The sequence below is a fragment of the Streptomyces sp. NBC_01306 genome (assembly GCF_026340465.1).
Classification (GTDB): Bacteria; Actinomycetota; Actinomycetes; order Streptomycetales; family Streptomycetaceae; genus Streptomyces.
Genome location: NZ_JAPEPC010000001.1, coordinates 782,781 through 805,256 on the forward strand (window position 1 = coordinate 782,781; position 22,476 = coordinate 805,256).

The window sequence follows — 22,476 nt, forward strand, 5'->3', positions numbered from 1 at the left end:
CGAGCCGATCCCGTAGGAGCCGCGATGCACGACGACCGATCGCTGGTTGAGGGCCGCCTGGAGCGGGCCCTGAACCAGTTCATCCGCCCCGCTCAGTACACGGACCGGGTGGGGCTCACCCTGTCCGTCTGGCACGCGCCGGGCGAGCCGGTGCCCGTGGCGGAGGCCTTGCGCGGCATGTACGAGCCCTTCGTGGCCGGGACGGAGTGGGGCAGGCCCTGGTCGACCAGCTGGTTCCGGCTGGAGGGCGCCGTCCCCGACGCCTGGGCCGGGCGCCGGGTCGAGGCCGTGATCGACCCGGGATTCACCGGCGAAGGACCGGGGTTCCAGGCCGAGGGGATGATCTACGACGCCGAAGGCGTGCCGGTCAAGGGCATCCATCCGCGTAACCGCCAGGTGCCCGTCGCGGCGCCGGCCGCGGGCGGCGAGCCGGTACGTCTGCTGCTGGAGGCCGCCGCCAATCCCGCCGTACTGCGGCACGGCTTCGAGCCGACACCGCTGGGCGACGTACTGACCGCGGGCGACGATCCCGTGTACCGCTTCGCCTCCGCGGATCTCGCCGTGCTGAACGAGGACGTCTGGCAGCTGGTCATCGACATCGAGGTGCTCTCCGAGCTGATGCGGGAGCTGCCGGCCGACCGCAGCCGGCACCACGAGATCCTGCGCGCCCTGGAGGACATGCTGGACGCGCTGGACCTGCACGACGTACCGGGTACGGCGGCGGCCGGGCGGGCGGCGCTCGCGCCCGCGCTGGCCAGGCCCGCCGAGGCGGGCGCCCACCGGATCTCGGCCACCGGCCACGCCCATATCGATTCGGCCTGGCTGTGGCCGCTGCGCGAGACCGTGCGGAAGGCGTCGCGGACCTTCGCGAATGTGACGGCGCTGGCGGCCGACTACCCGGAGCTGGTCTTCGCCTGCTCGCAGGCCCAGCAGTACGCCTGGGTCAAGGAGCACCAGCCACACATCTGGGAACGCATCAAGAAGGCGGTGGCGGACGGGAACTGGGCTGCGGTCGGCTCCATGTGGGTCGAGTCGGACGCCAATATGCCGGGCGGCGAGGCGCTGGCCCGCCAGATCGTGCACGGCAGGCGCTTCTTCGCCGAGGAGCTGGGCGTCGAGACCGAGGAGATCTGGCTGCCGGACTCCTTCGGCTACACGGCTGCCTTCCCGCAGCTGGCGAAGCTCGCGGGGATCAGGTGGTTCCTCACCCAGAAGTTGTCCTGGAACCAGGCCAACCGGATGCCGCACCACTCGTTCTGGTGGGAGGGCATCGACGGGACCCGGGTCTTCACCCACTTCCCGCCCGTCGACACGTACAACTCCCAGCTGCACGGTGCCGAACTGGCCCACGCCGAGCGGAACTTCGCCGACAAGGGGCGTGCGACGCGCTCCCTGGTGCCGTTCGGCTGGGGTGACGGCGGAGGCGGTCCCACGCGCGAGATGCTGGAGAAGGCGCGCAGGCTCCGGGACCTGGAGGGCTCACCGCGCGTGGAGATCGAGAAGCCGTCGGCCTTCTTCGCGGCGGCCGAGGAGGAGTACGGGCGGCAGGCGCCCGTCTGGTCGGGCGAGCTCTATCTGGAGCTGCACCGCGCCACGTACACCACGCAGGCGAAGACCAAGCAGGGCAACAGGCGCAGCGAACACCTGCTGCGGGAGGCGGAGTTGTGGGCGACAGCGGCCGCGCTCCGGTCGGATACGTACAGCTATCCCCATGACGAGCTGGACCGGATCTGGAAGACCGTGCTGCTGCACCAGTTCCACGACATCCTGCCGGGTTCGTCGATCGCCTGGGTGCACCGGGAGGCGCGTGAGACCTACGCCGGGGTACGGGAGGAGCTGGAGGCGATCATCGCCGGGGCGGTCGCCGCACTCGAACTGGGCCCGGACGTCCGGCCGTTGAGTGAGAGCCACTCCCCCAGGTCCGTGCTCAACGCCTCACCGTACGGGCGCCGCGAGGTTGTCCGTACGGCAGCCGGAACCGGCGGCACGGCGGACAGCACCGGGGGTACGGCGTTCAGCACCGGGGGTTCGCAGGACGGCGCCCTCGCCTTCGCCGAGGTACCGCCGCTCGGTTCCGCGCCGCTCAGCGGTACGGCGCCCGGCGCGCCCGTGACGGTGGCGGAGGACGGGCCGGCGATCGTGCTCGACAACGGGCTGCTGCGGGTCACGGTGGACGCGGACGGGCTGCTGTCCTCGGTACGCGATCTGGCGGCTGACCGCGAGGTCCTGGCGCCCGGCAGCCGCGGCAACCTGCTCCAGCTGCACCCCGACCACCCCAACCAGTGGGACGCCTGGGACATCGACCGGCACTACCGGCGCAGCCGCACCGATCTCACCGCCGCCGAATCGGTGGAGGTCGTCGCTACGGGGCCGCTGCGGGCCGCGGTGCGGGTGGTGCGGACCTTCGGGGCCTCGCGCATCGCTCAGGAGCTGCGCCTCGACGCCGAGAGCACCCGGCTGGACATCCTCACGGAGGCCGACTGGCAGGAGTCCGAAAAGGTCCTCAAGGCGGCCTTCCCGCTCGATGTGCACGCCGAACGGTCCACGGCCGAGATCCAGTTCGGCCATGTGCACCGCGCCACGCACACCAACACCAGCTGGGACGCGGCCCGTTTCGAGATCTGCGCGCACCGCTGGCTGCGGGTCGCCGAACCGGGGTACGGGGTCGCGGTGCTCAACGACTCGACGTACGGCCACGATGTGACACGGGCCGAGCACCGGGACGGTCTTGGCACGACCGTACGGCTGACGCTGCTGCGCGCCCCGCACAGCCCGGACCCGGAGACGGACCTGGGGACCCACCGGTTCAGCTACTCGCTGTATCCGGGCGCCGGGGTGACCGACGCCGTACGGGAGGGGCTGGCGGTCAATCTGCCGCTGCGGACGGCGGACGCCCCCGCCCTGGCACCGCTGGTCGCCACGGACCATCCGGCCGTGACGGTGGAGTCGGTGAAGCTCGCCGAGGACCGCAGCGGGGATGTGGTGGTGCGGCTCTACGAGTCGGCGGGCGGCCGCGCGGACGCCGCGGTCAGGTTCGGCTTCCCGGTGGGGCGGGCCGAGATCACCGACCTGCTGGAACGTCCACTGCGGGAGGTGACGGCGGACGGGGACACGCTCGCGGTGGCGCTGCGCCCCTTCCAGATCCTGACCCTGCGGCTGCGCCCGGCCTGACCGCCGCCGCCCGCCCCGAGGTGGGTCCCGGGGCGGGCGGCGCCGCTTCCCGCCCCGGACACCACCCGCCCTGCGAGCCTGCCTGATCCAGACGACAGGCCCCGGGCATCTTGCGCTGCGCAGCGGCTGGGCAGGGAGCAGACGCCATTGACTCTTGCGGGCGCCGCCCCCACCCTCCCGGCATGACCACATCCCATCAGGCCCCGTTCGCCCCGTGCGCCGGCGAGAGCTGGCGCTCGCCGTGGGAGATGTACGCGACACTGCGCGACGCGCACCCCCTCCACCACGTCGCCGAGGGCGACTACTGGGTCCTCTCCCGTTACGCGGATGTGCTCGCCGCCGCCCGCGACACCGACCGCTACTCCTCCGCCGACGGCCTGACCATCACCTACGGCGAGCGCGAACGCCTCGGCATCACCGACGCCGCACCGATGGTGATGCTGGACCCGCCCGACCACACCGCCTTCCGCCGGCTGATCACCCGCGGCTACACCCCGCGCCGGGTCGCCGCCATCGAGCCGCACGTCCGGGCCTTCGTCAGGGCCCGCCTGGACCGCATCGCCGATCTCGGCGGCAGCTGCGACATCGTCGCCGAACTCTTCAAACCGCTGCCCAGTTACGTCGTCGGCCGCTATCTCGGCGTCCCCGAACACGACCGCGCCCACTTCGACGGCTGGACCCACGCCATCGTCGAGGCCAACGCGCTGGGCGACCCGCTCGCCGCCGCCGAAGCCGTCACCAGCCTCTTCGGCTACTTCAGCGAGCTGATCGAACGCCGCCGCACCGAACCCGCCGACGACACCGTCTCCGACCTGGTCGCCCTGATGCCCTCCGACGACACCACCACCCTGCTGCGCATCCTCGGGTTCGCCTTCACCATGGTCGCCGGCGGCAACGACACCACCACCGGCCTGCTCAGCGGCGCCGCCGAACTCCTCACCGCCCACCCCGGCCAACGCCGCGCCCTCCTGGACACCCCCGCCCTGCTCCCCTCCGCCATCGAGGAATTCCTCCGGCTGACCTCCCCCGTGCAGTGCCTGGCCCGCACCGTCACCGAGGACACCACCCTCCACGGCCGGACCGTCCCCGCCGGCCGCAAGGTCCTCCTCCTCTACGCCGCCGCCAACCGCGACCCGCGCGCCTTCGGCCCCACCGCCGACGACCCGGACCTCACCCGCGAGGGCCCCCAGCACCTCGCCTTCACCCACGGACCGCACCACTGCCTGGGCGCCGCCGCGGCCCGCCTCGTCTCCCGAACGGCCCTGGAGGAACTCCTGGCCCGCTTCCCGGACTTCGACGTCGACTCGGCGGCGGGCACCTTCGCCGACGGCAACTACGTACGGCGGTACGCGTCCCTGCCGTTCGCCGCGGCCGGGACCTGAGCGGTCTGTTGTGCTGGCGTGCTGGCGTGCTGGCGTGCTGGCGGTCCCGGCTACGGCCTCGGCACGTTCCGCAGGTTGGAGCGGGCCATCTGCACCATCCGGCCCACGCCGCCGTCCAGCACGATCTTGGAAGCGGAGAGCGCGAAGCCGCTCACCATGTCCGCGCTGATCCGCGGCGGGATGGACAGCGCGTTCGGGTCGGTGACCACGTCCACCAGAGCGGGGCCCTTGTGCTTGAAGGCGTCCGCGAGCGCCCCGGCCAGCTGTTTCGGCTTCTCCACCCGGACGCCGTAGGCCCCCGCCGCCCGCGCGATGGCCGCGAAGTCGGAGTGCTGGTGGGTGGTGCCGTACGCGGGCAGGCCGCCCACCATCATCTCCAGCTCGACCATGCCGAGCGCCGAGTTGTTGAAGACGACGACCTTCACCGGCAGGTCGTACTGCACGAGGGTCAGAAAGTCACCCATCAGCATCGAGAAGCCGCCGTCTCCGGACATTGCGACGACCTGCCGCTGCCGGTCGGTGAACTGGGCGCCGATGGCCTGCGGCAGCGCGTTGGCCATCGAGCCGTGGCTGAAGGAACCGATCACCCGGCGGCGGCCGTTGGGGGTGAGATAGCGGGCCGCCCACACGTTGTTCATTCCGGTGTCCACCGTGAACACGGCGTCGTCGTCGGCCACTTCGTCCAGGACCGACGCCACGTACTCGGGGTGGATCGGGGTGTGCTTCTCGACCTTGCGCGTGTAGGCCTTGACGACGCCTTCGAGGGCGCCGGCGTGCTTCTTCAGCATCTTGTCGAGGAACTTGCGGCTGGTCTTCGCCTTCACCCGCGGCGTCAGCGCCAGCAGGGTCTCGCGCACATCGCCCCAGACCGCGAGGTCCAGCTTGGTACGGCGGCCGAGGTGCTCCGGACGGATGTCGACCTGGGCGATCTTCACGTCGTCGGGCAGGAAGGCGTTGTACGGGAAGTCGGTGCCGAGCAGGATCAGCAGATCGCACTCGTGCGTGGCCTCATAGGCGGCCCCGTAGCCGAGGAGGCCGCTCATGCCGACGTCGTACGGGTTGTCGTACTGGATCCACTCCTTGCCGCGCAGCGCGTGGCCCACCGGGGACTTGATCCGCTCGGCGAACTCCATCACCTCGGCGTGCGCACCGGCCGTACCGCTGCCGCAGAAGAGCGTCACCCGGTCGGCCTCGTCGATCAGACGGGCCAGCTTCTCGATCTCCGCCTCGCCCGGACGGACCGAGGGGCGCGAGGTGACCAGTGCGGTCTCACCGGTCCGGTCCGGGGCCGGGGCGCCCGCGATGTCACCGGGGAGGGTCACCACACTGACACCGCTCTGGCCGATGGCGTGCTGGATGGCGGTCTGGAGCAGCCGCGGCATCTGCTGCGGGCTGGAGATCATCTCGCTGTAGTGGCTGCACTCCTGGAACAGCCGGTCGGGATGGGTCTCCTGGAAGTACCCGAGGCCGATCTCGCTGGAGGGGATGTGCGAGGCGAGGGCGAGGACCGGCGCCATGGAGCGGTGGGCGTCGAACAGGCCGTTGATCAGATGCAGGTTCCCGGGGCCGCAGGAACCGGCGCAGGCCGCGAGCTTCCCGGTGACCTGGGCCTCGGCGCCTGCCGCGAACGCGGCGGTCTCCTCGTGCCTCACCTGGATCCAGTCGATGGCCGCGTTACGCCGGATGGCGTCCACGACAGGGTTCAGGCTGTCGCCGACGACTCCGTACAGGCGCTCCACGCCCGCGCGGACGAGGATGTCGACGAACTGCTCCGCAACGTTCTGTTTGGCCATGCCTCCATCAACCCATGGGCGCCACGGTCGCGCCTGCGCTATTACGCCTTTCCATGAGCCCGGCTCCGAGGAGCCCCCGGGCCCTGGGGTGGGGCCACCGGTGCACCTCAGGTCTCCCAGACCGCGGCGGCGGTGCGGTCGTCGGCGTACCCCTTGACGCGTACCTGGGCGTCGGCCAGGAACTCCGCGAGCCCCGGCGGCTCGGGCGGCGCCCAGCGCGCGGCCAGTTCGTCGGAGAGCGCCGGCTCGCCGCGCAGCGGTTCGGCGAGGCCCGCGCTGCACAGCAGCAGGGTGTCTCCCGGCCGGGCCACCGACGCACGGAAGCGGAACGGCTCGGTGGGCGGCAGCTGCGGGGTTCCGGGGTGCGCGGCGGGCTCCAGGTCCTGCCAGGCACCGTCACGGAGGCGGAAGAGCCCGCCGTCCCCGACGCCGAAGAAGACCCGGGTGCGGCATTCGGGGTCTCCGGTGAGCAGCAGGCAGCGCAGGGACGCCGTGTACTCGTGGGGTTCGAGGCCCAGTTCGACGGCGCGGGCACGCAGTTTGCCGAAGCCTCGCCCGGTGAGCCGGTGCAGCCCCGATTTGAGATCGCCCCTGCGGCCCGCCCTGATGTCCTCGGCGAGCCGTAGCCTGCTGCGCCCGACGGCCCCGCCGATCCAGCGGCAGGCGTCGGCCGCTGCCAGGTGCGCGCCTTCCGACGCCCGGGCGCCACTGGCGACGGCGACCAGCACGAGCGCGCTGTCGCCGCTGCCGAAGCGGGCGGTGAGCAGGGAGTCCCTGCGGGGCTCGCCCCGGTACCGCGCGGAGTCACCGCGTACGGAGGTGGCGCGCACGGTGTACGAGCCGTAGCAGGCGCCGTCGATGACGGTGTCGGCGACGAGCTCGTCGAGGGCGTCGGGGTGCGCGTCGGGCAGGGCAGTGGGCTCGGCGTCGTAGGTGGGCGGCCCGTCACCCACATGAGCGACGGCGGGGCGCGCAGGGGTGACAGGGGTGGCGTGGGGGGCGGTACGGGGAGCGGGGGACGGCGCGGGTGTCGGGGATGGTGACGGTGTTGGGGATGGTGACGGTGATGGAGCGGGTGTCGCGGATGGTGTGGGGGCTGTGGGTGCACCGCGGCTCCTCCCCCGCTGGAACGGGAAGGTCCGGGAGGGCAGTACGCCTTCCACGGGCGGCTCCCACGGCGCCCGGTCCCTCGGTTCGGCCACCGGCCACGGAGCGGGCTCGGGGCCGGAGGAGGAATCGGTCCCGTACCGCGGGTCCACCGACGGCGGCAACTCCGCCTCTGTCCCCGGTGGTTCCTGCCGGACCGCACCAGGAGCCGCACCGGCATCCACCCCCCGTACGGCGCCCAGCGTCCCTGCCGCGGAGTCGAAGCGGTCGTCCAGGCTGTCGCCCTTGTCGGCGGTCGTCTGGTCCTCTGCGGTCTCGTCGTACAGCCGGCCCCACCAGTCGTCGGCGGTGGCGGGCTGCTCCCCCTGCTGACTCATGCCCCTATTGTCCACGGATGGGGTGGTCCAGGTACAGGGTGCGTGGAATTGCCCGTTGGGCCGCACCGCCCCCCACGGGGGTGCGGCCCAACGGAGTTGCGGAGTGAGCCGCTGCAAACCGCCCGATACGGTCAACCGGACCTGCCCGGAAGCCGGGTTCTGTTACACCAGTTCGATCACCCTGGCAGAAACCGGAGTTGAGCGGCGATGATGTGCCGCGGCGGAAACCCGCCGTGACTCAAAACCGCCAGCGGATCGAGGTTCCCTTGCTCGGTGTCATAGGTCTGGACGACCTCCAGGAGTCGGCGTACCGCTCACTCGTCGCGCTGGGCGCGGCCGATGTGGCCGATCTCGCGCACCGGCTCCAGCTCTCCGAGACCGACACGGAACGCGCCCTGCGCCGCCTCGAACGGCACGGACTGGCCGCGCAGTCGTCCGCCAGGACCGGCAGGTGGGTGGCCGCGCCGCCGGGGGTCGCGCTGGGGGCCCTGCTCACCCAGCACCGCCATGAGCTGGAACAGGCCGAGCTGGCAGCCGCGTTGCTGGTCGAGGAGTTCAGGGCGGAGGCCAGGGAGCCGGCGGTACTCGACCTGGTGGAGGTGGTCACCGGGGCGAACGCGGTGTCCCAGCGTTTCCTGCAGTTGCAGCTGGGCGCGGCCGACGAGGTCTGCGCGCTGGTGACCGGCGGCAGTCCGATCGCGGTGTCCGGCGGTGACAACGATGCCGAGGAGCGGGCGGCGAGCCGCGGGGTCTCGTACCGGGTCGTGCTGGAGCGAGTGGTCCTGGAGGAGCCGGGCGGGACAGCCGCGCTGGCCGAGGCGCTCGGCCGCGAGGAGCAGGTACGCGTCGTCGACCGGGTGCCGACGAAGCTGGTGATCGCGGACCGGAGCCTGGCGATGGTGCCGCTGACCGGCCGGGGCGCGCAGCCTTCCGCGCTGGTCGTCCACGAGAGCGGGCTCCTGGAATCACTGCGGGGACTGTTCGAAGCAGTGTGGCGGGAAGCGCTGCCCCTGCGGCTGGGTCCCGGTGGAGAGGTCGCCGAGGACGGTGAGCCCGGCCCCGATGCCACGGATCTGCAGATCCTCTCGCTGCTGCTCGCCGGGATGACCGACGCGAGCGTCGCCAAACAGCTGGAGCTGGGGCTGCGGACGGTGCAGCGGCGGGTAAAAGGCCTGATGGAACTGACGGGGGTCACCACCCGGCTGCAGCTGGGCTGGCACGCGTACGAGAAGGGCTGGGTCGCCAGGACCCCCGACCGGAACACGCCGGGCCGGAAAGCGCCGGTCGGCTCCCCCGACGGGAGCGGCTGACCGGGCCGGGTGGGTCGCGCCCCGCGCACCTGCCGGTCGCCCGCGCCGGATTCGTCCGGCCCGCTTCCGCTGTACGGCGCCGTCGGCCGGAAGCCCGGCGCCGCGCTGCGGGAGCCGGTCGCTTCCGGCACGCTTGGCAGATGAGTCTGTGGCAGCTCGTCGCGGTGGGCCTGGTGATGCTGCTCGGCCTGGTGGGGGTCCTGGTTCCCGGTGTGCCGGGGCCGGCGATCGTCTGGGCCGCCGCCGCGTGGTGGGCACTGACCGACACCACCGGCCTGGCCTGGGGCGTCCTCGCCGGTGCCACGGCCCTGCTGCTGCTCAATCAGGCGCTCCGTCCGCTGCTGCCCACGCGCCGTCCGCGCGAGTCCGGGGCGCCGCGCAAGACGGTGTACATCGGCGGGGCCGCGGGCATCGTGGGCTTCTTCATCGTGCCCGTGCTCGGCGGTATCGCCGGTTTCATCGGAGGGATCTACGGGGCGGAGCGGGTGCGGCTCGGCAGCCACCGGGCCGGCCGGGCGTCCACCCGTACGGTCATGCGGGCCATCGGGACAGCGATTCTCGTCGAACTGCTCGCCTGCCTCACCGTCATCGGCGCCTGGCTCGGCGCCGTCATCTGGGGCTAGCACCTTTCCGTCCCGACGGACAGCAATACATGGGATCTCTCCCGACTCATTGACGCACCTCAGTGCCGTGTCTACCTTTCTACGGTGGATAGCTCGGATGAATTCATGGTGTTACGAGCCGCCGGGAGGCGTCATGGCCGCTGTACCCGAACCACCGAAACGACGAACCGTTCTCGCCACAGGCACCGCCATCGGCGGCGCCCTGCTCACCGGGGGCCTGGCCGCCGTACCCGCACAGGCCGCCCCGCGCGACGCCGCCACTGCCACGCCCCGGATCACGCCGACGGCCGTCCAGTCATCGGACGACAGCTGGAAGGCGATTCTCGACGACGCCGACCTCGTCTGGCAGAAGATGCCGAAGACCTGGTACGAAGGCCCGTACCTCGGCAACGGCTACCTCGGTTCGGGCATCTACGCCGAGCCCGGCCGGAACGCGGTCCGCTTCAACGTCCAGCACTCCGAGGTCACGGACCACCGCCCCGAGTTCGGCTCGCTCTTCGGTCTCGCCCGGCTGCCCATCGGCTACTTCACGCTGGAACCGGCCGGCACCATCACCGGCATCGACTGGCGGCTGGGCCTGCGCGACGCCGAGCTGACCGGCACGCTGACCACCGACCGCGGCACCCTCACCCTGCGTGCCCTGGTCCACAACTCGCTCTCCGTACTGGCCGTGGAGATCACTCCGAGCAGCGGCGAGAAGGACTTCCGCTGGGTCTTCCACCCGGCCGAGTCGATCAGCCCGCGTGCCGCGTCGAAGCCGCTCCCCGACGGCTACACGGCCAATCCGCCCGCGGTGACCGAGGAGCACAGCGGGGTGACGACCGCCGTGCAGCCGCTCCTCGCGGGCGGCCAGCACGTGACCGCGTGGCAGGAACGCGCCCACGGCACACGGCGCACGCTGTACGTCACCGTGGCGCACTCCCATCCGAAGAACACCGCACTCGACCGGGCCGTTCGGCTGATACGCGGTGTGGCGCCGGTCCCCTTCGACGTACACGCGCTGACCCACCGCGCCTGGTGGCACGGCTACTACCGCAAGAGCTTCCTCTCCGTACCCGACGCCCGTATCCAGCGCTTCTACTGGATCCAGCTCTACAAGGTCGCGTCCGCCGCCCGTGCCGACGCGCCCGTCATGGCGACGTCGGGCCCCTGGCTGGAGCCGACGCCCTGGCCCAACACCTGGTGGAATCTCAACGTCCAGCTGGAGTACTGGCTGATCCACGGCTCGAACCATCTGGAACTCGACGCGGTGACGCGGGCGTTGGGCGAGTTCCGGGAGAACCTGTCGAACCAGCTGGCGGCGCCGTACCGCAAGGACTCGGCGGGCATCCCACGCACCACCGACCCCCAGCTGGTCAACGGGGCGGCCGTCGCCAACGGCGGTTACGGCGTGGGTATCCCCGGCGAGGACCCGCCGACGCCCGAGGTCGGCAACCTCACCTGGGCACTGCACAACGTCTGGCTGAGCTACCGCCACACCATGGACGAGCGGATCCTGCGCGACACGCTCTTCCCGCTGCTGCGCAAGGCCGTCAACTACTACCTGCACTTCCTGACCCCGGGCAAGGACGGCAAGCTGCATCTGCCGGCCACCTTCTCGCCGGAGTACGGCGTCGACGCCCCGGACACCAACTACGACCTGATGCTGCTGCGCTGGGGCTGCCGCACCCTGGTCGAGTCGGCCGGCACCCTGCGCGTCAAGGACCCGCTGAAGGAACGCTGGCAGGAGGTGCTGGCCAAACTGACGCCGTACCCGGTCGACGAGAACGGCTTCATGATCGGTGCGGGTGTCCCCTTCGCGATGTCCCACCGCCACTACTCGCATCTCCTCGCGGTCTACCCGCTCTACGAGCTGACCGGTCGCACCCCGGACGAACGGGCGCTGATCGAGAAGTCGCTGGCCCACTGGGTCGGCTTCGAAGGGGCTCTCCAGGGCTACACGTTCACCGGTGCCACGTCGATGTCCGCGCTGCTCGGCAAGGGCGAGGACGCGCTGAAGTACCTGGGCGAGCTGATGGCCCGCTTCATCCAGGCGAACACCATGTACAAGGAGTCGGGTCCGGTCATCGAGACGCCGCTGTCCGCGGCGCAGTCGCTGCACGACATGCTCTGCCAGTCGTGGGGCGGCGTGATCAGGGTCTTCCCGGCGGTCCCGGCGGCCTGGCGCGACCTCGTACTCCACGACTTCCGTACGCAGGGGGCGTTCCTGCTCAGTGCGGTACGGGAGAAGGGGGTGAACCGCTGGGTCAGGGTGACCAGTGAGGCGGGCGCACCGTGTGCCGTGCGCCATGGGATCACGGGACCCGTCGACGTACGCGACGGCCACGGGCACGCGCTGCGCTACGAGGACGCGGGCGATGGCACCGTCGTCATCACGCTCCACAGGGGCGAGTCGGCGCTCATCACCGCGGCGGGCGACCGCCCGGATCTGACGGTGCGGCCGGTCACACCGAACGAACAGGCCGCCCGCTGGGGCCTGCCCGCCTGAAACAGCGGGAGGCCACCGCGACGGATACGGCCTGCTGTCCGTACTCAGGCCCTGAGCGCGGACAGGCCCTGAGCGCGGACAGACCCCGAGTACGGACGCGAGGGCGGGCCGCTCACTCCCTGCCGGTGAGTGAGCGGCCCGCCCTCGCGCGGCCGGATGCTCAGCGCTTGGTGCTGCTGTTGAAGAGCGACCGCGACCAGACGTAGCCGACCAGGGCGATACCGGCGCACCAGGCGAGCGAGATCCAGCCGTCGTTGCCGATCTCCGAGCCGGAGAGCAGGCCTCGCAGCGTCTCGGTCATCGGCGTGAACGGCTGGTACTCGGCGAACCAGCGCAAGCCCGGCGACATCGACCCGGCCGGCACGAACGCCGAGCCGAGGAACGGCAGGAACTGGACGAGCAACGGCTTGTTGCTCGCCGACTCGACGGTCTTGGAGATCAGGCCGAGCGCCGTGGACAGCCAGGTAACCGCGAAGGCGATGGCCGCGAGGAGGCCGGCCGCGGCCAGCCACTCCAGCGGGGTCGCCCCGGACCGGAAGCCGACGGCGAGCGCGACACCGACGACCAGCACGGCGCTCAGCATCGTCTGGACGACGCTGCCGATGACATGCCCCGTCATGAACGACGAGCGCGTGATGTTCATGGTGCGGAAGCGGTTGATGATGCCCTCGGTCATGTCGGTGCAGACCGCGATCGAGGTCGACATCGAGCCGGCGGCCACCCCCATGATGATGATGCCGGGCGTCAGATAGTTCAGATACGCGTCCCGGCCGCCGCCCATGCCGGCGCCGATCGAGTCGCCGAAGGCGTACACGAACAGCAGCAGCATCAGGATCGGCGTCATGGCGCTGCCGAGCCCCACGGACGGATAGCGGATCGCGTGCTTCACGTTCCGCCGCAGCATCGTCATCGAGTCGTGCACGGCGTAGGTGAGGGTGCTCATCGCGCGGTCTCCTTCACATGCGTCTCCTTCACATGGGTCTCCTTCACATGGAGCGCGGTGTTGGTGCTGCCCCCGCCGGTCAGCGCGAGGAACACGTCGTCGAGGTCGGGGGTGTGCACGGAGAAGCCGGTGGCACGGATCCCGGCTGTGTCGAGCCGGTCGAACAGGGCGCGCAGCGCATCGAGGCCGCCGTCGCCCGCGACGCGCAGGGCGAGCTGGTCGTCGTCCCGGGCCGCACCGGGGAAGGCGGCGGCGGCGCGCTCGTACTCGTCGGGGCCGCTGAACCGCAGGCGTACATGACTGCCGGGGATCTGCGCCTTGAGCTCGTCGGCCGTCCCCTCGGCGACGATCCGCCCGCGGTCGAGCACCGCGATCCGGTCCGCCAACTGGTCGGCCTCCTCCAGGTACTGCGTGGTGAGTAAGACGGTGACGCCGCCGGCGACCAGCGATCGCACGGTTTCCCACATGGTGCGACGGCTGCGCGGGTCAAGACCGGTCGTCGGTTCGTCGAGGAAGATCACCTGTGGGTCGCCGACCAGCGTCATGGCGAGGTCGAGCCGGCGCCGCATCCCTCCGGAGAAGAACGCGGCGCGCTTGTGCGCGACGTCCGCGATCTCGAACCGCTCCAGCAACTCCCCCGCCCGCTTGCGTCCTTCGCGCTTGCCGAGGCGCAGCAGGTCGGCCATGAGGAGCAGATTCTCCTCGGCGGTGAGCAGGTCGTCGAGTGCGGCGAACTGCCCGGTGACGCCGATCGCCGCGCGCACACCGTCCGGCGACGTGACGACGTCGTGGCCGGCGACCTGGGCCTGCCCGCTGTCGGCGGAGATGAGCGTGGACAGGATCTGCACGGTGGTGGTCTTGCCGGCGCCGTTCGGCCCGAGCAGCGCGAACACGGTGCCGGGCGGGATCCGCAGATCGATGCCGTCGAGGACGGTCTTGTCGCCGTACGACTTGCACAGATCGGTGGCGGAGACGGCGGCGGCCGGCTGCTGACCTCCCCGCCTGAGCGTGGGCATGACAACAGAATGCATGGGGTCCTCCCCTTCGAAGGCGTGCTGAACGGTGAAGTGGCCGTGATCCTCAGGAGATCGGACGGGTCAGGCCCGGGCGCGGCGGATGTCGATGTTGCCGTAGCTCGTACGGGCCCTGACCTCGACGGTGTCCTCGGTCTTGTCCGGGCTGTCGGACGCCCCGAGCGCGTTGTGCACCTTGCCGAAACCCGAGCCAGCGTCGACCCAGGCGGCCGTGCCCTCACGGATGCCGATCTCGATGGCACCGTGGGAGGTCTCCAACTTGACGGTGCCGCAGGAGACATCGCCGACGCGCACGGCGCCGTTGGCCGTGGCGGCGGTGACCGAGGTCCGGGCGCGCTCGATGGAGATGTCGCCGTTGGAGCCGTTGACCCGCAGATCGCCCATCGCGTCGCCGACGGTCGTGGAGCCGTGCGAGTTCTTCAGGACGGCGGCGCCTTCGATGGTGCCGATGCGCATACTGCCGGAGCTGGTGGCCATCTCCGCGGGGCCCTCGACGCGGTCCACGGTGATACTGCCGTGGGACGCCGCCACATGCAGCGGCCCGGTGGTGTCGAAGCGGACGTCGCCGGACGAGGTCTTCACACGGACCTCGCCGAGCCGGCCCTCGCCGTACACCTGGGCCCAGGCGCCGGTCATGTCCACCCGCGAGCCCGTGGGCAGTTCGACCGTCACGTCGACGCTGCCGGTGCGCCCGATGATGTAGCGCTGCTTGGGTGTCCTGATGGTCAGCAGACCGCTCGCGTACCGCACTTCGGTCTGCTCGGCGACCCGTACGTCCTGGTTCCTCTTCGGATCACGGGGCTGCACATCGACGACGGTGTCGACACGGTCGGTCGCGATGAACCGGATGGATCCGGCGTCCACCTGGGCGGTGGCCGAGATCGGTTCGGGGGTGGCGAAAGGAGCGTCGAAAGTAGGCATGGCTGTCCCGTCCTCTTGGGTCTTCATGGCGTCCCCGCTGGTGGGACGTGGTGTGGGTCTGAAGTGGGTTGGGTTTGAAGTGGAGTGGCTCTGCGGTGGGTCGGGCGGGGCTAGCGCACCCAGCCCGTGAAGCTCTGTCCGGTACTCCGGGTGGTGCGGGTCTTCTCCGTCGTACGCGACGGGGCGCCGCCGTCGACCGCGGCCGACACGGCTCGTACCAGCCACGCGTTGACCGACAGGCCCTCACGGCTCGCGGCCTCCTCGGCCCGCGCCTTGAGGTGGGCGGGCAGGCGCAGATTGACACGGGCGGTGCCGCCGTCGTCGCCGTCGGCGGGTGCCGGGGCCTTGAGCAGCTCGGCGGGCCCGCTCCTGTCCTCGTACGCCTCGCCGCCCGCCGGCCGCGTCACCACGAAGTCGGGGTCGAGCCCGCGCAGTCGTACGTCGACCGACCCGGGGGCGAGTTCACGAGTGATCTCGTCCATCGCGGCGGAGAGCACATTGAGCATCGCCAGTCGGGTCGCCGACTCCAGGGGAGCGGTGAGCCGCTCGGCCAGCTCGCGGGCTTCCTCGCCGCCGGCTTCGGCGGCCACCGCGAGTTCGCGGCGGAGTGTGTCGACATACGGCGTGAGGTCCATGACGTCATAGTGGCACCACTATGGCGCCATGCGCAAGGCGGTAAGCGAGGCAACTGTCGGCCGGAGCTAGCAGAACACCCCTGACCTGCGGAAACGTACTGACATCAATCCGAGTCAATGCGATGCCACGTGACGCCTCGCCTCCTGTGGCGCATCCAGTGGCACCGCATGGCGCCACGTGACACCACGTGACACCACGTGGCGCCACCGGCACCCGGGCCGCGCCACCCATGCGGTGGCGGGGTCCGCGCGCGATGCTTGGCGCATGAGTGAATTCACCGATGCCGAACGCGCGTATCTCGCCACCCAGCGCCTGGGAAGGCTGGCCACCGTCGACCCCAGGGGGCAGCCGCAGGCGAACCCGGTCGGCTTCTTTCCGCAGGAGGACGGGACGATCCTGATCGGCGGGTACGCCCTCGGCACCACCAAGAAGTGGCGGAATCTGCAGGCCAACCCGAAGGTCGCACTGGTCGTGGACGACATCGTGAGCGTGCAGCCGTGGTCGGTGCGCGGGGTGGACATCAGAGGTGAGGCCGAGCTGCTGACCGGGCCGCACGAGCTGGGCCCGCACTTCAGCGACGAGCTGATCCGCATCCGCCCCACGAAGATCCACAGCTGGGGCCTGGAGTGACCCGGTAGGCACTCCCCCGGCGCACCGCCACCCTGCCGCCCGCGGCCGGCCAGATGCTCACGTGCTCATGGCTGACCGGGTGCTCACGGCTGATCGAGCCAGATGTGCCGCAGGGCGTACGAGCGCCAGGGCCGCCAGATCTCCGCGCCCGGCTCACCGGCGAGCGCCACATCGGGGTCGCCGAGCGCCCGCATCCGGATCAGCGCCGCCGCCCGCGGGGTCATGCCGGGCAGCGCGAGAAGCGCCTGTTCGGCTTCGTCGCGGTCGGCCCCCGGGTCGAGGCGTACGCCGGACACGGCGCCCAGCGACGGCTCGTCGGCCAAGAGTTCGGCCGGTGCGGGGAAGAGGTGGGTGAGGCCGCCGCAGGGCTGGTCGAGTGCTGTGCCGTAGCGCTCGACCAGCCACTGCGACTTCTCCCGCCCGGCCAGCGCCCGTACCGCGAACTCCTCGGGCTCCGCGGCACCGGGCGAGCGCAGCCCAGGGCGGCGCGCGACGAGCGGTGCGAGGCGCGGGTCGGCGGAGAGCCGTTCGTCGATGGCGTACGGATCGGCGTCCAGGTCGAAGAGCCGGCGCAGGCGCTGCACGGCGGTGGTCAGGTCCCGCAGATCGGTGAGGTGGATCCGCGCGTCCAGCCAGCGCCCGGCCGACCGCTCGCTGACAGCGGCGATGCCCGAGCCGTACGGCAGCCGCAGGGTGCGCCGGTAGGTGCGGGAGCCGGACGTGCCGAGCACCTCCTCGATCCGCGGGATCGTCTCCCGTGCCAGCAGGTCGAAGGCCTCCCGTGCCGCATAGGGGCCGCGGTGGGCGAGGCGCAGCGGGATACCGGCAGCCGTCCCGGCGGCGGCCCCCGGCACGACGGTGGCGGCCTCGGCCCGCAGCTCGCTCGGCGTGCGGGCGTAGATCTTCCGAATGGTGTCGTTGAACTGCCGCACGCTCGCGAAACCGGACGCGAACGCGATCTCCGTGACCGGCAGTCCGGTGGTCTGGAGCAGGACGCGCGCGGTGTGCGAGCGCTGTGCGCGGGCCAGTGCGACCGGACCCGCGCCGACCTCGGCGGTCAGCTGCCGCTGGACCTGCCGGGTGCTGTACCCGAGCCGTACCGCGAGGCCCGGCACACCCTCGCGGTCGACCACCCCGTCCCCGATCATGCGCATGGCGCGGCCGACGACGTCGGCGCGGATGTTCCAGGCGGCGGAACCGGGCACGGCGTCCGGCCGGCAGCGGCGGCAGGCGCGGAATCCGCCGCCCTGGGCCGCCGCCGCCGTCGGGTAGAAACGAACGTTCCGGCGTTTGGGGGTCACCGCCGGGCAGCTGGGCCGGCAGTAGATCCCGGTGGTGCGCACCGCGAAGAAGAACTCCCCGTCGAAGCGCGCGTCGCGGCTGCTCACCGCCTCGTACCTGGTCTCTTCATCCATCACGAGACCAGTGTGCCCCGGTCTCCGGGCCCCGGCTGGCGGAAAACGGACAGCGCACCCGGGGCCGGGGACCCGGCTGGTTCAGGGTTTGCGGACCTTGCCGCGCTTGGCCTCCATGTTGGCCCGGCCCTCCGCACCCTTCAGCTTCCAGTCGCGCCGGATCTCGGCGCGCATCCGGGCGTCGGTCCGCGCCAGGATGCGCTGGTTCTCCCGGAGCAGCTTGCGGTAGCTCTCCAGGCGGCGGACCGGCAGCGAGCCGTCGTCGATGGCCGCGAGGACCGCGCACCCCGGCTCCGACTCATGGGCGCAGTCGTGGAAACGGCACTCATCGGCGAGCGCGTCGATCTCGGAGAAGACCTGGCTGACCCCGCTCGACGCGTCCCAGAGTCCGACACCGCGCAGTCCCGGGGTGTCGATGAGGACGCCGCCGCCGGGCAGGACGAGCAGATTGCGGGTGGTGGTGGTGTGCCGGCCCTTGCCGTCCGCATCCCGGGTGGCCTGCACCTCCATCACGTCGGCGCCGATCAGGGCGTTGGCCAGGGTCGACTTGCCCGCGCCGGAGGCTCCGAGCAGCACGCTCGTCCCTCCGGCGACCACGGCGGCCAGGACGTCCACGCCGTCGCCGGTGGCGGAGCTGACGGGCAGCACCTGTACGCCGGGTGCGGTGGTCTCGACGTCGTCGACGAGATACGAGAGCCCGGTGGGGTCCGGTACCAGGTCGGCCTTGGTGAGGACGACCAGCGGCGTGGCGCCCGACTCCCACGCCAGGGCGAGGAACCGCTCGATCCGGCCGAGGTCGAGCTCGACGGCGAGCGACACGGCGATGATCGCGTGGTCGACGTTGGCGGCGAGGATCTGGCCCTCGGACCGCTCGGACGACGTCGAGCGCACGAAAGCGGTCCGGCGCGGCAGCAGCGCCCGCGCGAACTGCGGGTCGCCCGCCGGATCGACGGCGGCCCAGTCACCGGTGCACACGACCTTCATGGGGTCGCGCGGTACGACGAACTCGGTGTCGGCGCGGACGGGTCCGGCCGTGGTGATGACATCGCACCGCCCGCGGTCGACGCGTACGACACGACCGGGCAGGAGGCCCTGCTCGGCGTACGGAGCGAACTCGGCCTCCCAGTCCGCGTCCCAGCCGTAAGCGGCGAGCGGGTGCGCGGAAGCGGAGGAAGCCTGGGAGAAAGAAGAGAAAGACAAGGGGTGACCCTTCACAAGGGTGGCCCCGGCACCGCGCTCACTGGCGCGGAGAAAGAATGATCAGAGAGGGATCAGCCGGAGGCCACAGAGGTGGAGTGGATGAGCTTCCGGGTGCGGACAGCACCCAACATGACGACAGCCATCGGTCACACCTCCTGCCTTGCGTCAGCCAATACCGGCAGCAGCAGGCCGCCGGAGGAACACCGCAAACCTTAGACACAGGCCCGACCGCGCGCCAGCTCTTTTCTCCCGCCGAACCCCGTGACGCGACCAGACGCACGCGAGCCTGCTCTGCCGCGGTGGCTTTCGCCGCTCCCCGTGCGTTCACCGAGCCGGACCGCTACCCCCGCGAACGGACGTCCTGCGCTCGTGGGGCATCCCCTGCCGGTTCATGATGATTCCGACGCACGCACACCCACGCACACCTGCACCGGGCAGGGCGGACTGGTGAGAGGTTCGGATGGGCGAGGACACGGAGCGCGAGGGCCGCCGTCGGGGCCGCGCACCGGACGGTGCCGGAGCGGGCCTGGACCGCCGGCACTTCCTCGGGACGGCCGCCGCAGTGGGTGCCACCGGCCTCACGGCGGGCCTGCTGGCCGGATGCGACGCGTCGCCGGACGTCAGCACCGGCGCCCTGCCCCACCCCGACGCGTCGGCCGGTGGGGTGAAAGCCGCCGCCGCGGCGGAACGGGCCAGGCCAGGCAGCCCCGACTGGCGGATCCGCTCACAGGGCCCGCCCGAGGCGGTCGAGGGCTACACCGACAAGGTGAGCGTGCTGCCCGGCGAGGAGTTCGGGCTGCACGTCTCCACCACCGCCCCCGGCTTCCGGGTCTCGGCCTACCGGGTCGGCTGGTACGACGGAGCACAGGCCCGGCTGGTCTGGCGGTCGGGCCGGGTCGCCGGAGCGCACCAGCAGCAGTCCCGGATGATCTCCAGCACCCGCAGCATTCGGGCGGACTGGCAGCGCACCCTCGGCGTCCGGACCGAAGACTGGCCGGCCGGTGCGTATCTGCTCAGACTCGACGCGGAGAACGGGCACCAGCGATACGTACCGCTGATCGTCCGCTCGGCGAGCGCCTCGGGCGCGACCCTGCTGATGCACGCACCGACGACCTGGCAGGCGTACAACGCCTGGGGCGGGTACAGCCTTTACCGGGGGCAGGACGGCACGTACATCACACGTTCGCTGGCCGTCGGCTTCGACCGGCCGTACGACAGGAACGGGGCCGAGAAGTTCATGGTCTACGAGCGGGCCGCGGTCGTCCTCGCGGAGCGGCTCGGCATCCCGCTCGCCTACACCACCGGACTGGACATCCACCTCACCCCGTCGGTGCTCCACGGGGCCACCTCGGCCGTCTCACTCGGCCACGACGAGTACTGGACCCCGGAACAGCGTCAACACGTCACCCGCGCACGCGACACGGGCACCAATCTGGTCTTCCTGGGCGCCAACACCTGTTTCCGCCGGGTCAGGCTCGAACACGGACCGTCCGGCGCCGGCCGCACCGTGGTCTGTTACAAGTCCGCCTACCCGAACGACCCGCACTTCGCAGACCACCACGGCCTGCCGACCCACGACTTCCGCCAACCGCCCGCCGCGGACCCGGAGTCCACACTGACCGGCGTCCTGTACGAGGGGTTTCCCACAGACGCGCCCTATGTCGTCCACAGCGCGGATCACTGGCTCTTCGAGGGGACCGGGGTGAAGCGGGGCGACTCGTTCAAACACCTGGTGGGTGTGGAGTACGACCGGGTCACCCCCGGCGCGCCCACCCCGGCGCCCCTGGAGATCCTGGCCCACTCCCCGCTGGTCTGCGACGGCCGGAAAAGCCACTCGGACTCCGCGTACTACACCGTCCCGAGCGGGGCCGGTGTCTTCTCCACCGGGACGATGCGGTGGGTCGAGGGGCTGATGGCCGGGACCCGGGACAGCTGCCGTGATCACGGGATGGACGCCCGGACAAGGGCCTTCGTCACCCGCACCACCGAGAACGCACTCCGGGGCTTCGCCGCCGGCCCAGCGGCGAAAGCCCGGGCCGCGCCGAAGGACAACGTACAGAGTGTGTACGCGAGTTGACCGACCAGCCCGGCCACCGCCTGCCACCGGGTCCAGCCGCGCAGGCCCCATGGCCTCCGCCCACCTGCGTAAATCCATGGCAAAACGGGCAACCGACAGGCTCTCATGCTGCTCTTGCCTGCCGTGATGAGCCTGACCGGAACTCCCTTCTTCGTGACCGCGGTCCTGATGGCCGCCCTCGCCGTTACGGTGCCGCTGTTTCTCTGGCACAAGGTCGACGGACCCGTCGTGGTGCGCGGCGCCGTGCGGTTCGGCATGGTGCTCCTCGCGCAGGCGGCGGCGGTAGTCGCCGTATTCGTCGCCGTCAACAACGCCAACGGGCTCTACGACAATTGGGGTGACCTGCTCGGCACCGCCAGCCACGTCGGCGCGGCCCCCGACCTCGGCGTCGACGGGACCGGCGGGCGGGGCGCCTCCGCGGGGCCGCGGGTCAAGCAGACGTTTGTGCCGGTCGACGACTCCGGAATGGGGCCGGGCGTACGGGTCACGCATCTGACGGGCCGGGTGTCCGGGGCGGACGGTGAGGTGTACGTCTGGCTGCCGCCGCAGTACTCCGACCCTGCGTTCAAGGCCAAGGACTTCCCCGTCGTGGAGATACTCCCCGGCTACCCGGGCTCGGCCAAGGACTGGTTCTCCAACCTCGATGTGAACCGCCAGCTCCGGCCGCTGATGGCGAAGGGTGAGGTCAAGCCCTTCATCCTGGTGGCGCCACGCACCTCGCTGCTGGGCGGGGAGGACACCGGCTGCGCCAATGTGCCGGGCGTCGTCGACGCCGACACCTGGCTCAGCGTGGACGTACGCAAGATGGTCAGCGACAACTTCCGGGCCGAGACCGGGGCCCGCGGATGGGGCGTCGCCGGGATCTCGGCGGGCGCCCACTGTGCCGCCAAGCTCGCCATCGAGCACCCCGACCGCTACCGCGCCGGGGTCGCACTCTCCGGCTACAACGACCCGGCCGCCGAATCCGACTCGATCACGGCGAGCGACCCGGTGCTGCGCCGCGAGACCAACCCGCTGTGGATACTCACCCACGCCAAGCACCCGCCACGCACCTCGCTCTTCCTCACCGGGCAGCACGGCGACGGCTACGAGGACGGGCTCGCGCTCCGCAAGGCCGCGAAGGCGCCCACCAAGGTATGGGTGCAGCGGACCTACGGCGGCCATCTGAACGTGGTGTGGAAGCCGCTGCTTCCCGAGGTCTTCCGCTGGCTGTCCGGCCGGCTGAGCGGCGTCCAGGACGTCCGGGGCGGGCTGCATGCGCACGGCGGGAGCGGCGGCGCCGCTGCGCTCCAGGCCCCCGGCAGCCAGAGGCCGCCGCTCCGGCACGAGAGTCGCCGCCCCTGACTCCGCTCCAGGCAGGCCGCGTTGA

At 71.4% G+C, this 22,476-nt stretch carries 16 protein-coding genes; 8 read left to right on the forward strand and 8 right to left on the reverse strand.

Translation table 11 applies throughout. The features are described 5' to 3' along the window. The first annotated feature begins 24 nt into the window (after window positions 1-24). Window positions 25-3,171 (forward strand): glycoside hydrolase family 38 C-terminal domain-containing protein, encoded by a 3,147-nt coding sequence (locus tag OG385_RS03460; protein WP_266851709.1) that lies wholly within the window; start codon window positions 25-27, stop codon window positions 3,169-3,171. Window positions 3,172-3,353: 182 nt separating this feature from the next. Further along, complete coding sequence (locus OG385_RS03465) at window positions 3,354-4,553, forward strand: cytochrome P450 (protein ID WP_266851710.1); 1,200 nt, start codon at window positions 3,354-3,356, stop codon at window positions 4,551-4,553. A gap of 50 nt (window positions 4,554-4,603) precedes the next feature. Here the strand turns inward: OG385_RS03465 and OG385_RS03470 are convergent, their stop codons facing one another. After that, window positions 4,604-6,346: a pyruvate dehydrogenase gene (locus OG385_RS03470; RefSeq protein WP_266851711.1), complete on the reverse strand. Its 1,743-nt coding sequence runs from the start codon at window positions 6,344-6,346 to the stop codon at window positions 4,604-4,606. A gap of 107 nt (window positions 6,347-6,453) precedes the next feature. After that, entirely contained in the window at window positions 6,454-7,830 is a 1,377-nt protein-coding gene (locus tag OG385_RS03475; RefSeq protein WP_266851713.1) for a protein phosphatase 2C domain-containing protein, read from the reverse strand. 266 nt (window positions 7,831-8,096) lie between these two features. Between OG385_RS03475 and OG385_RS03480 the strand changes: the two genes are divergently transcribed. The 3 genes from OG385_RS03480 (at window position 8,097) to OG385_RS03490 (ending at window position 12,251) form a co-directional block, all read left to right on the forward strand. Further along, window positions 8,097-9,140, forward strand: a complete 1,044-nt coding sequence (locus OG385_RS03480) for a helix-turn-helix domain-containing protein (protein ID WP_266860602.1) — start codon at window positions 8,097-8,099, stop codon at window positions 9,138-9,140. A gap of 140 nt (window positions 9,141-9,280) precedes the next feature. Next, window positions 9,281-9,763: a DUF456 domain-containing protein gene (locus OG385_RS03485; RefSeq protein ID WP_266851715.1), complete on the forward strand. Its 483-nt coding sequence runs from the start codon at window positions 9,281-9,283 to the stop codon at window positions 9,761-9,763. Between the two features lie 133 nt (window positions 9,764-9,896). Further along, the gene (locus tag OG385_RS03490) at window positions 9,897-12,251 is read left to right on the forward strand and encodes a Tat pathway signal sequence domain protein (protein WP_266851716.1); all 2,355 of its coding nucleotides are present in this window, start codon (window positions 9,897-9,899) and stop codon (window positions 12,249-12,251) included. A 160-nt stretch (window positions 12,252-12,411) separates the two neighbouring features. On the opposite strand, the gene OG385_RS03495 is transcribed toward OG385_RS03490, so the two are convergent. The 4 genes from OG385_RS03495 to OG385_RS03510 all read right to left on the reverse strand — a co-directional run bounded on the left by OG385_RS03495 (window position 12,412) and on the right by OG385_RS03510 (window position 15,784). Further along, window positions 12,412-13,194: an ABC transporter permease gene (locus OG385_RS03495; protein ID WP_266851718.1), complete on the reverse strand. Its 783-nt coding sequence runs from the start codon at window positions 13,192-13,194 to the stop codon at window positions 12,412-12,414. Next, window positions 13,191-14,210 (reverse strand): ATP-binding cassette domain-containing protein, encoded by a 1,020-nt coding sequence (locus OG385_RS03500; RefSeq protein WP_266851720.1) that lies wholly within the window; start codon window positions 14,208-14,210, stop codon window positions 13,191-13,193. The genes OG385_RS03495 and OG385_RS03500 overlap by 4 nt, the downstream gene beginning before the upstream one ends. Window positions 14,211-14,291: 81 nt before the next feature. Beyond that, window positions 14,292-15,149, reverse strand: coding sequence for a DUF4097 family beta strand repeat-containing protein (locus tag OG385_RS03505; protein ID WP_266851722.1), 858 nt, complete (start codon window positions 15,147-15,149; stop codon window positions 14,292-14,294). A gap of 110 nt (window positions 15,150-15,259) precedes the next feature. Continuing rightward, the gene (locus OG385_RS03510) at window positions 15,260-15,784 is read right to left on the reverse strand and encodes a toxin-antitoxin system HicB family antitoxin (protein ID WP_266851724.1); all 525 of its coding nucleotides are present in this window, start codon (window positions 15,782-15,784) and stop codon (window positions 15,260-15,262) included. 265 nt (window positions 15,785-16,049) lie between these two features. Here OG385_RS03510 and OG385_RS03515 point away from each other — a divergent pair, with 265 nt between their 5' ends. Further along, a complete protein-coding gene (locus OG385_RS03515) occupies window positions 16,050-16,415 on the forward strand; it encodes a PPOX class F420-dependent oxidoreductase (protein WP_266851726.1) in 366 nt (121 codons plus the stop codon). A gap of 83 nt (window positions 16,416-16,498) precedes the next feature. On the opposite strand, the gene OG385_RS03520 is transcribed toward OG385_RS03515, so the two are convergent. Both OG385_RS03520 and rsgA read right to left on the reverse strand, forming a co-directional pair. Next, a complete protein-coding gene (locus OG385_RS03520) occupies window positions 16,499-17,830 on the reverse strand; it encodes a DNA-3-methyladenine glycosylase 2 family protein (RefSeq protein ID WP_266860604.1) in 1,332 nt (443 codons plus the stop codon). A gap of 81 nt (window positions 17,831-17,911) precedes the next feature. Continuing rightward, entirely contained in the window at window positions 17,912-19,030 is a 1,119-nt protein-coding gene (gene rsgA / locus OG385_RS03525; RefSeq protein ID WP_266851728.1) for a ribosome small subunit-dependent GTPase A, read from the reverse strand. 460 nt (window positions 19,031-19,490) lie between these two features. Here rsgA and OG385_RS03530 point away from each other — a divergent pair, with 460 nt between their 5' ends. Further along, the gene (locus OG385_RS03530; protein WP_266851730.1) at window positions 19,491-21,107 is read left to right on the forward strand and encodes a N,N-dimethylformamidase beta subunit family domain-containing protein; all 1,617 of its coding nucleotides are present in this window, start codon (window positions 19,491-19,493) and stop codon (window positions 21,105-21,107) included. A 126-nt stretch (window positions 21,108-21,233) separates the two neighbouring features. Beyond that, window positions 21,234-22,451: an esterase family protein gene (locus tag OG385_RS03535; protein WP_266851732.1), complete on the forward strand. Its 1,218-nt coding sequence runs from the start codon at window positions 21,234-21,236 to the stop codon at window positions 22,449-22,451. Window positions 22,452-22,476: the final 25 nt, after the last annotated feature.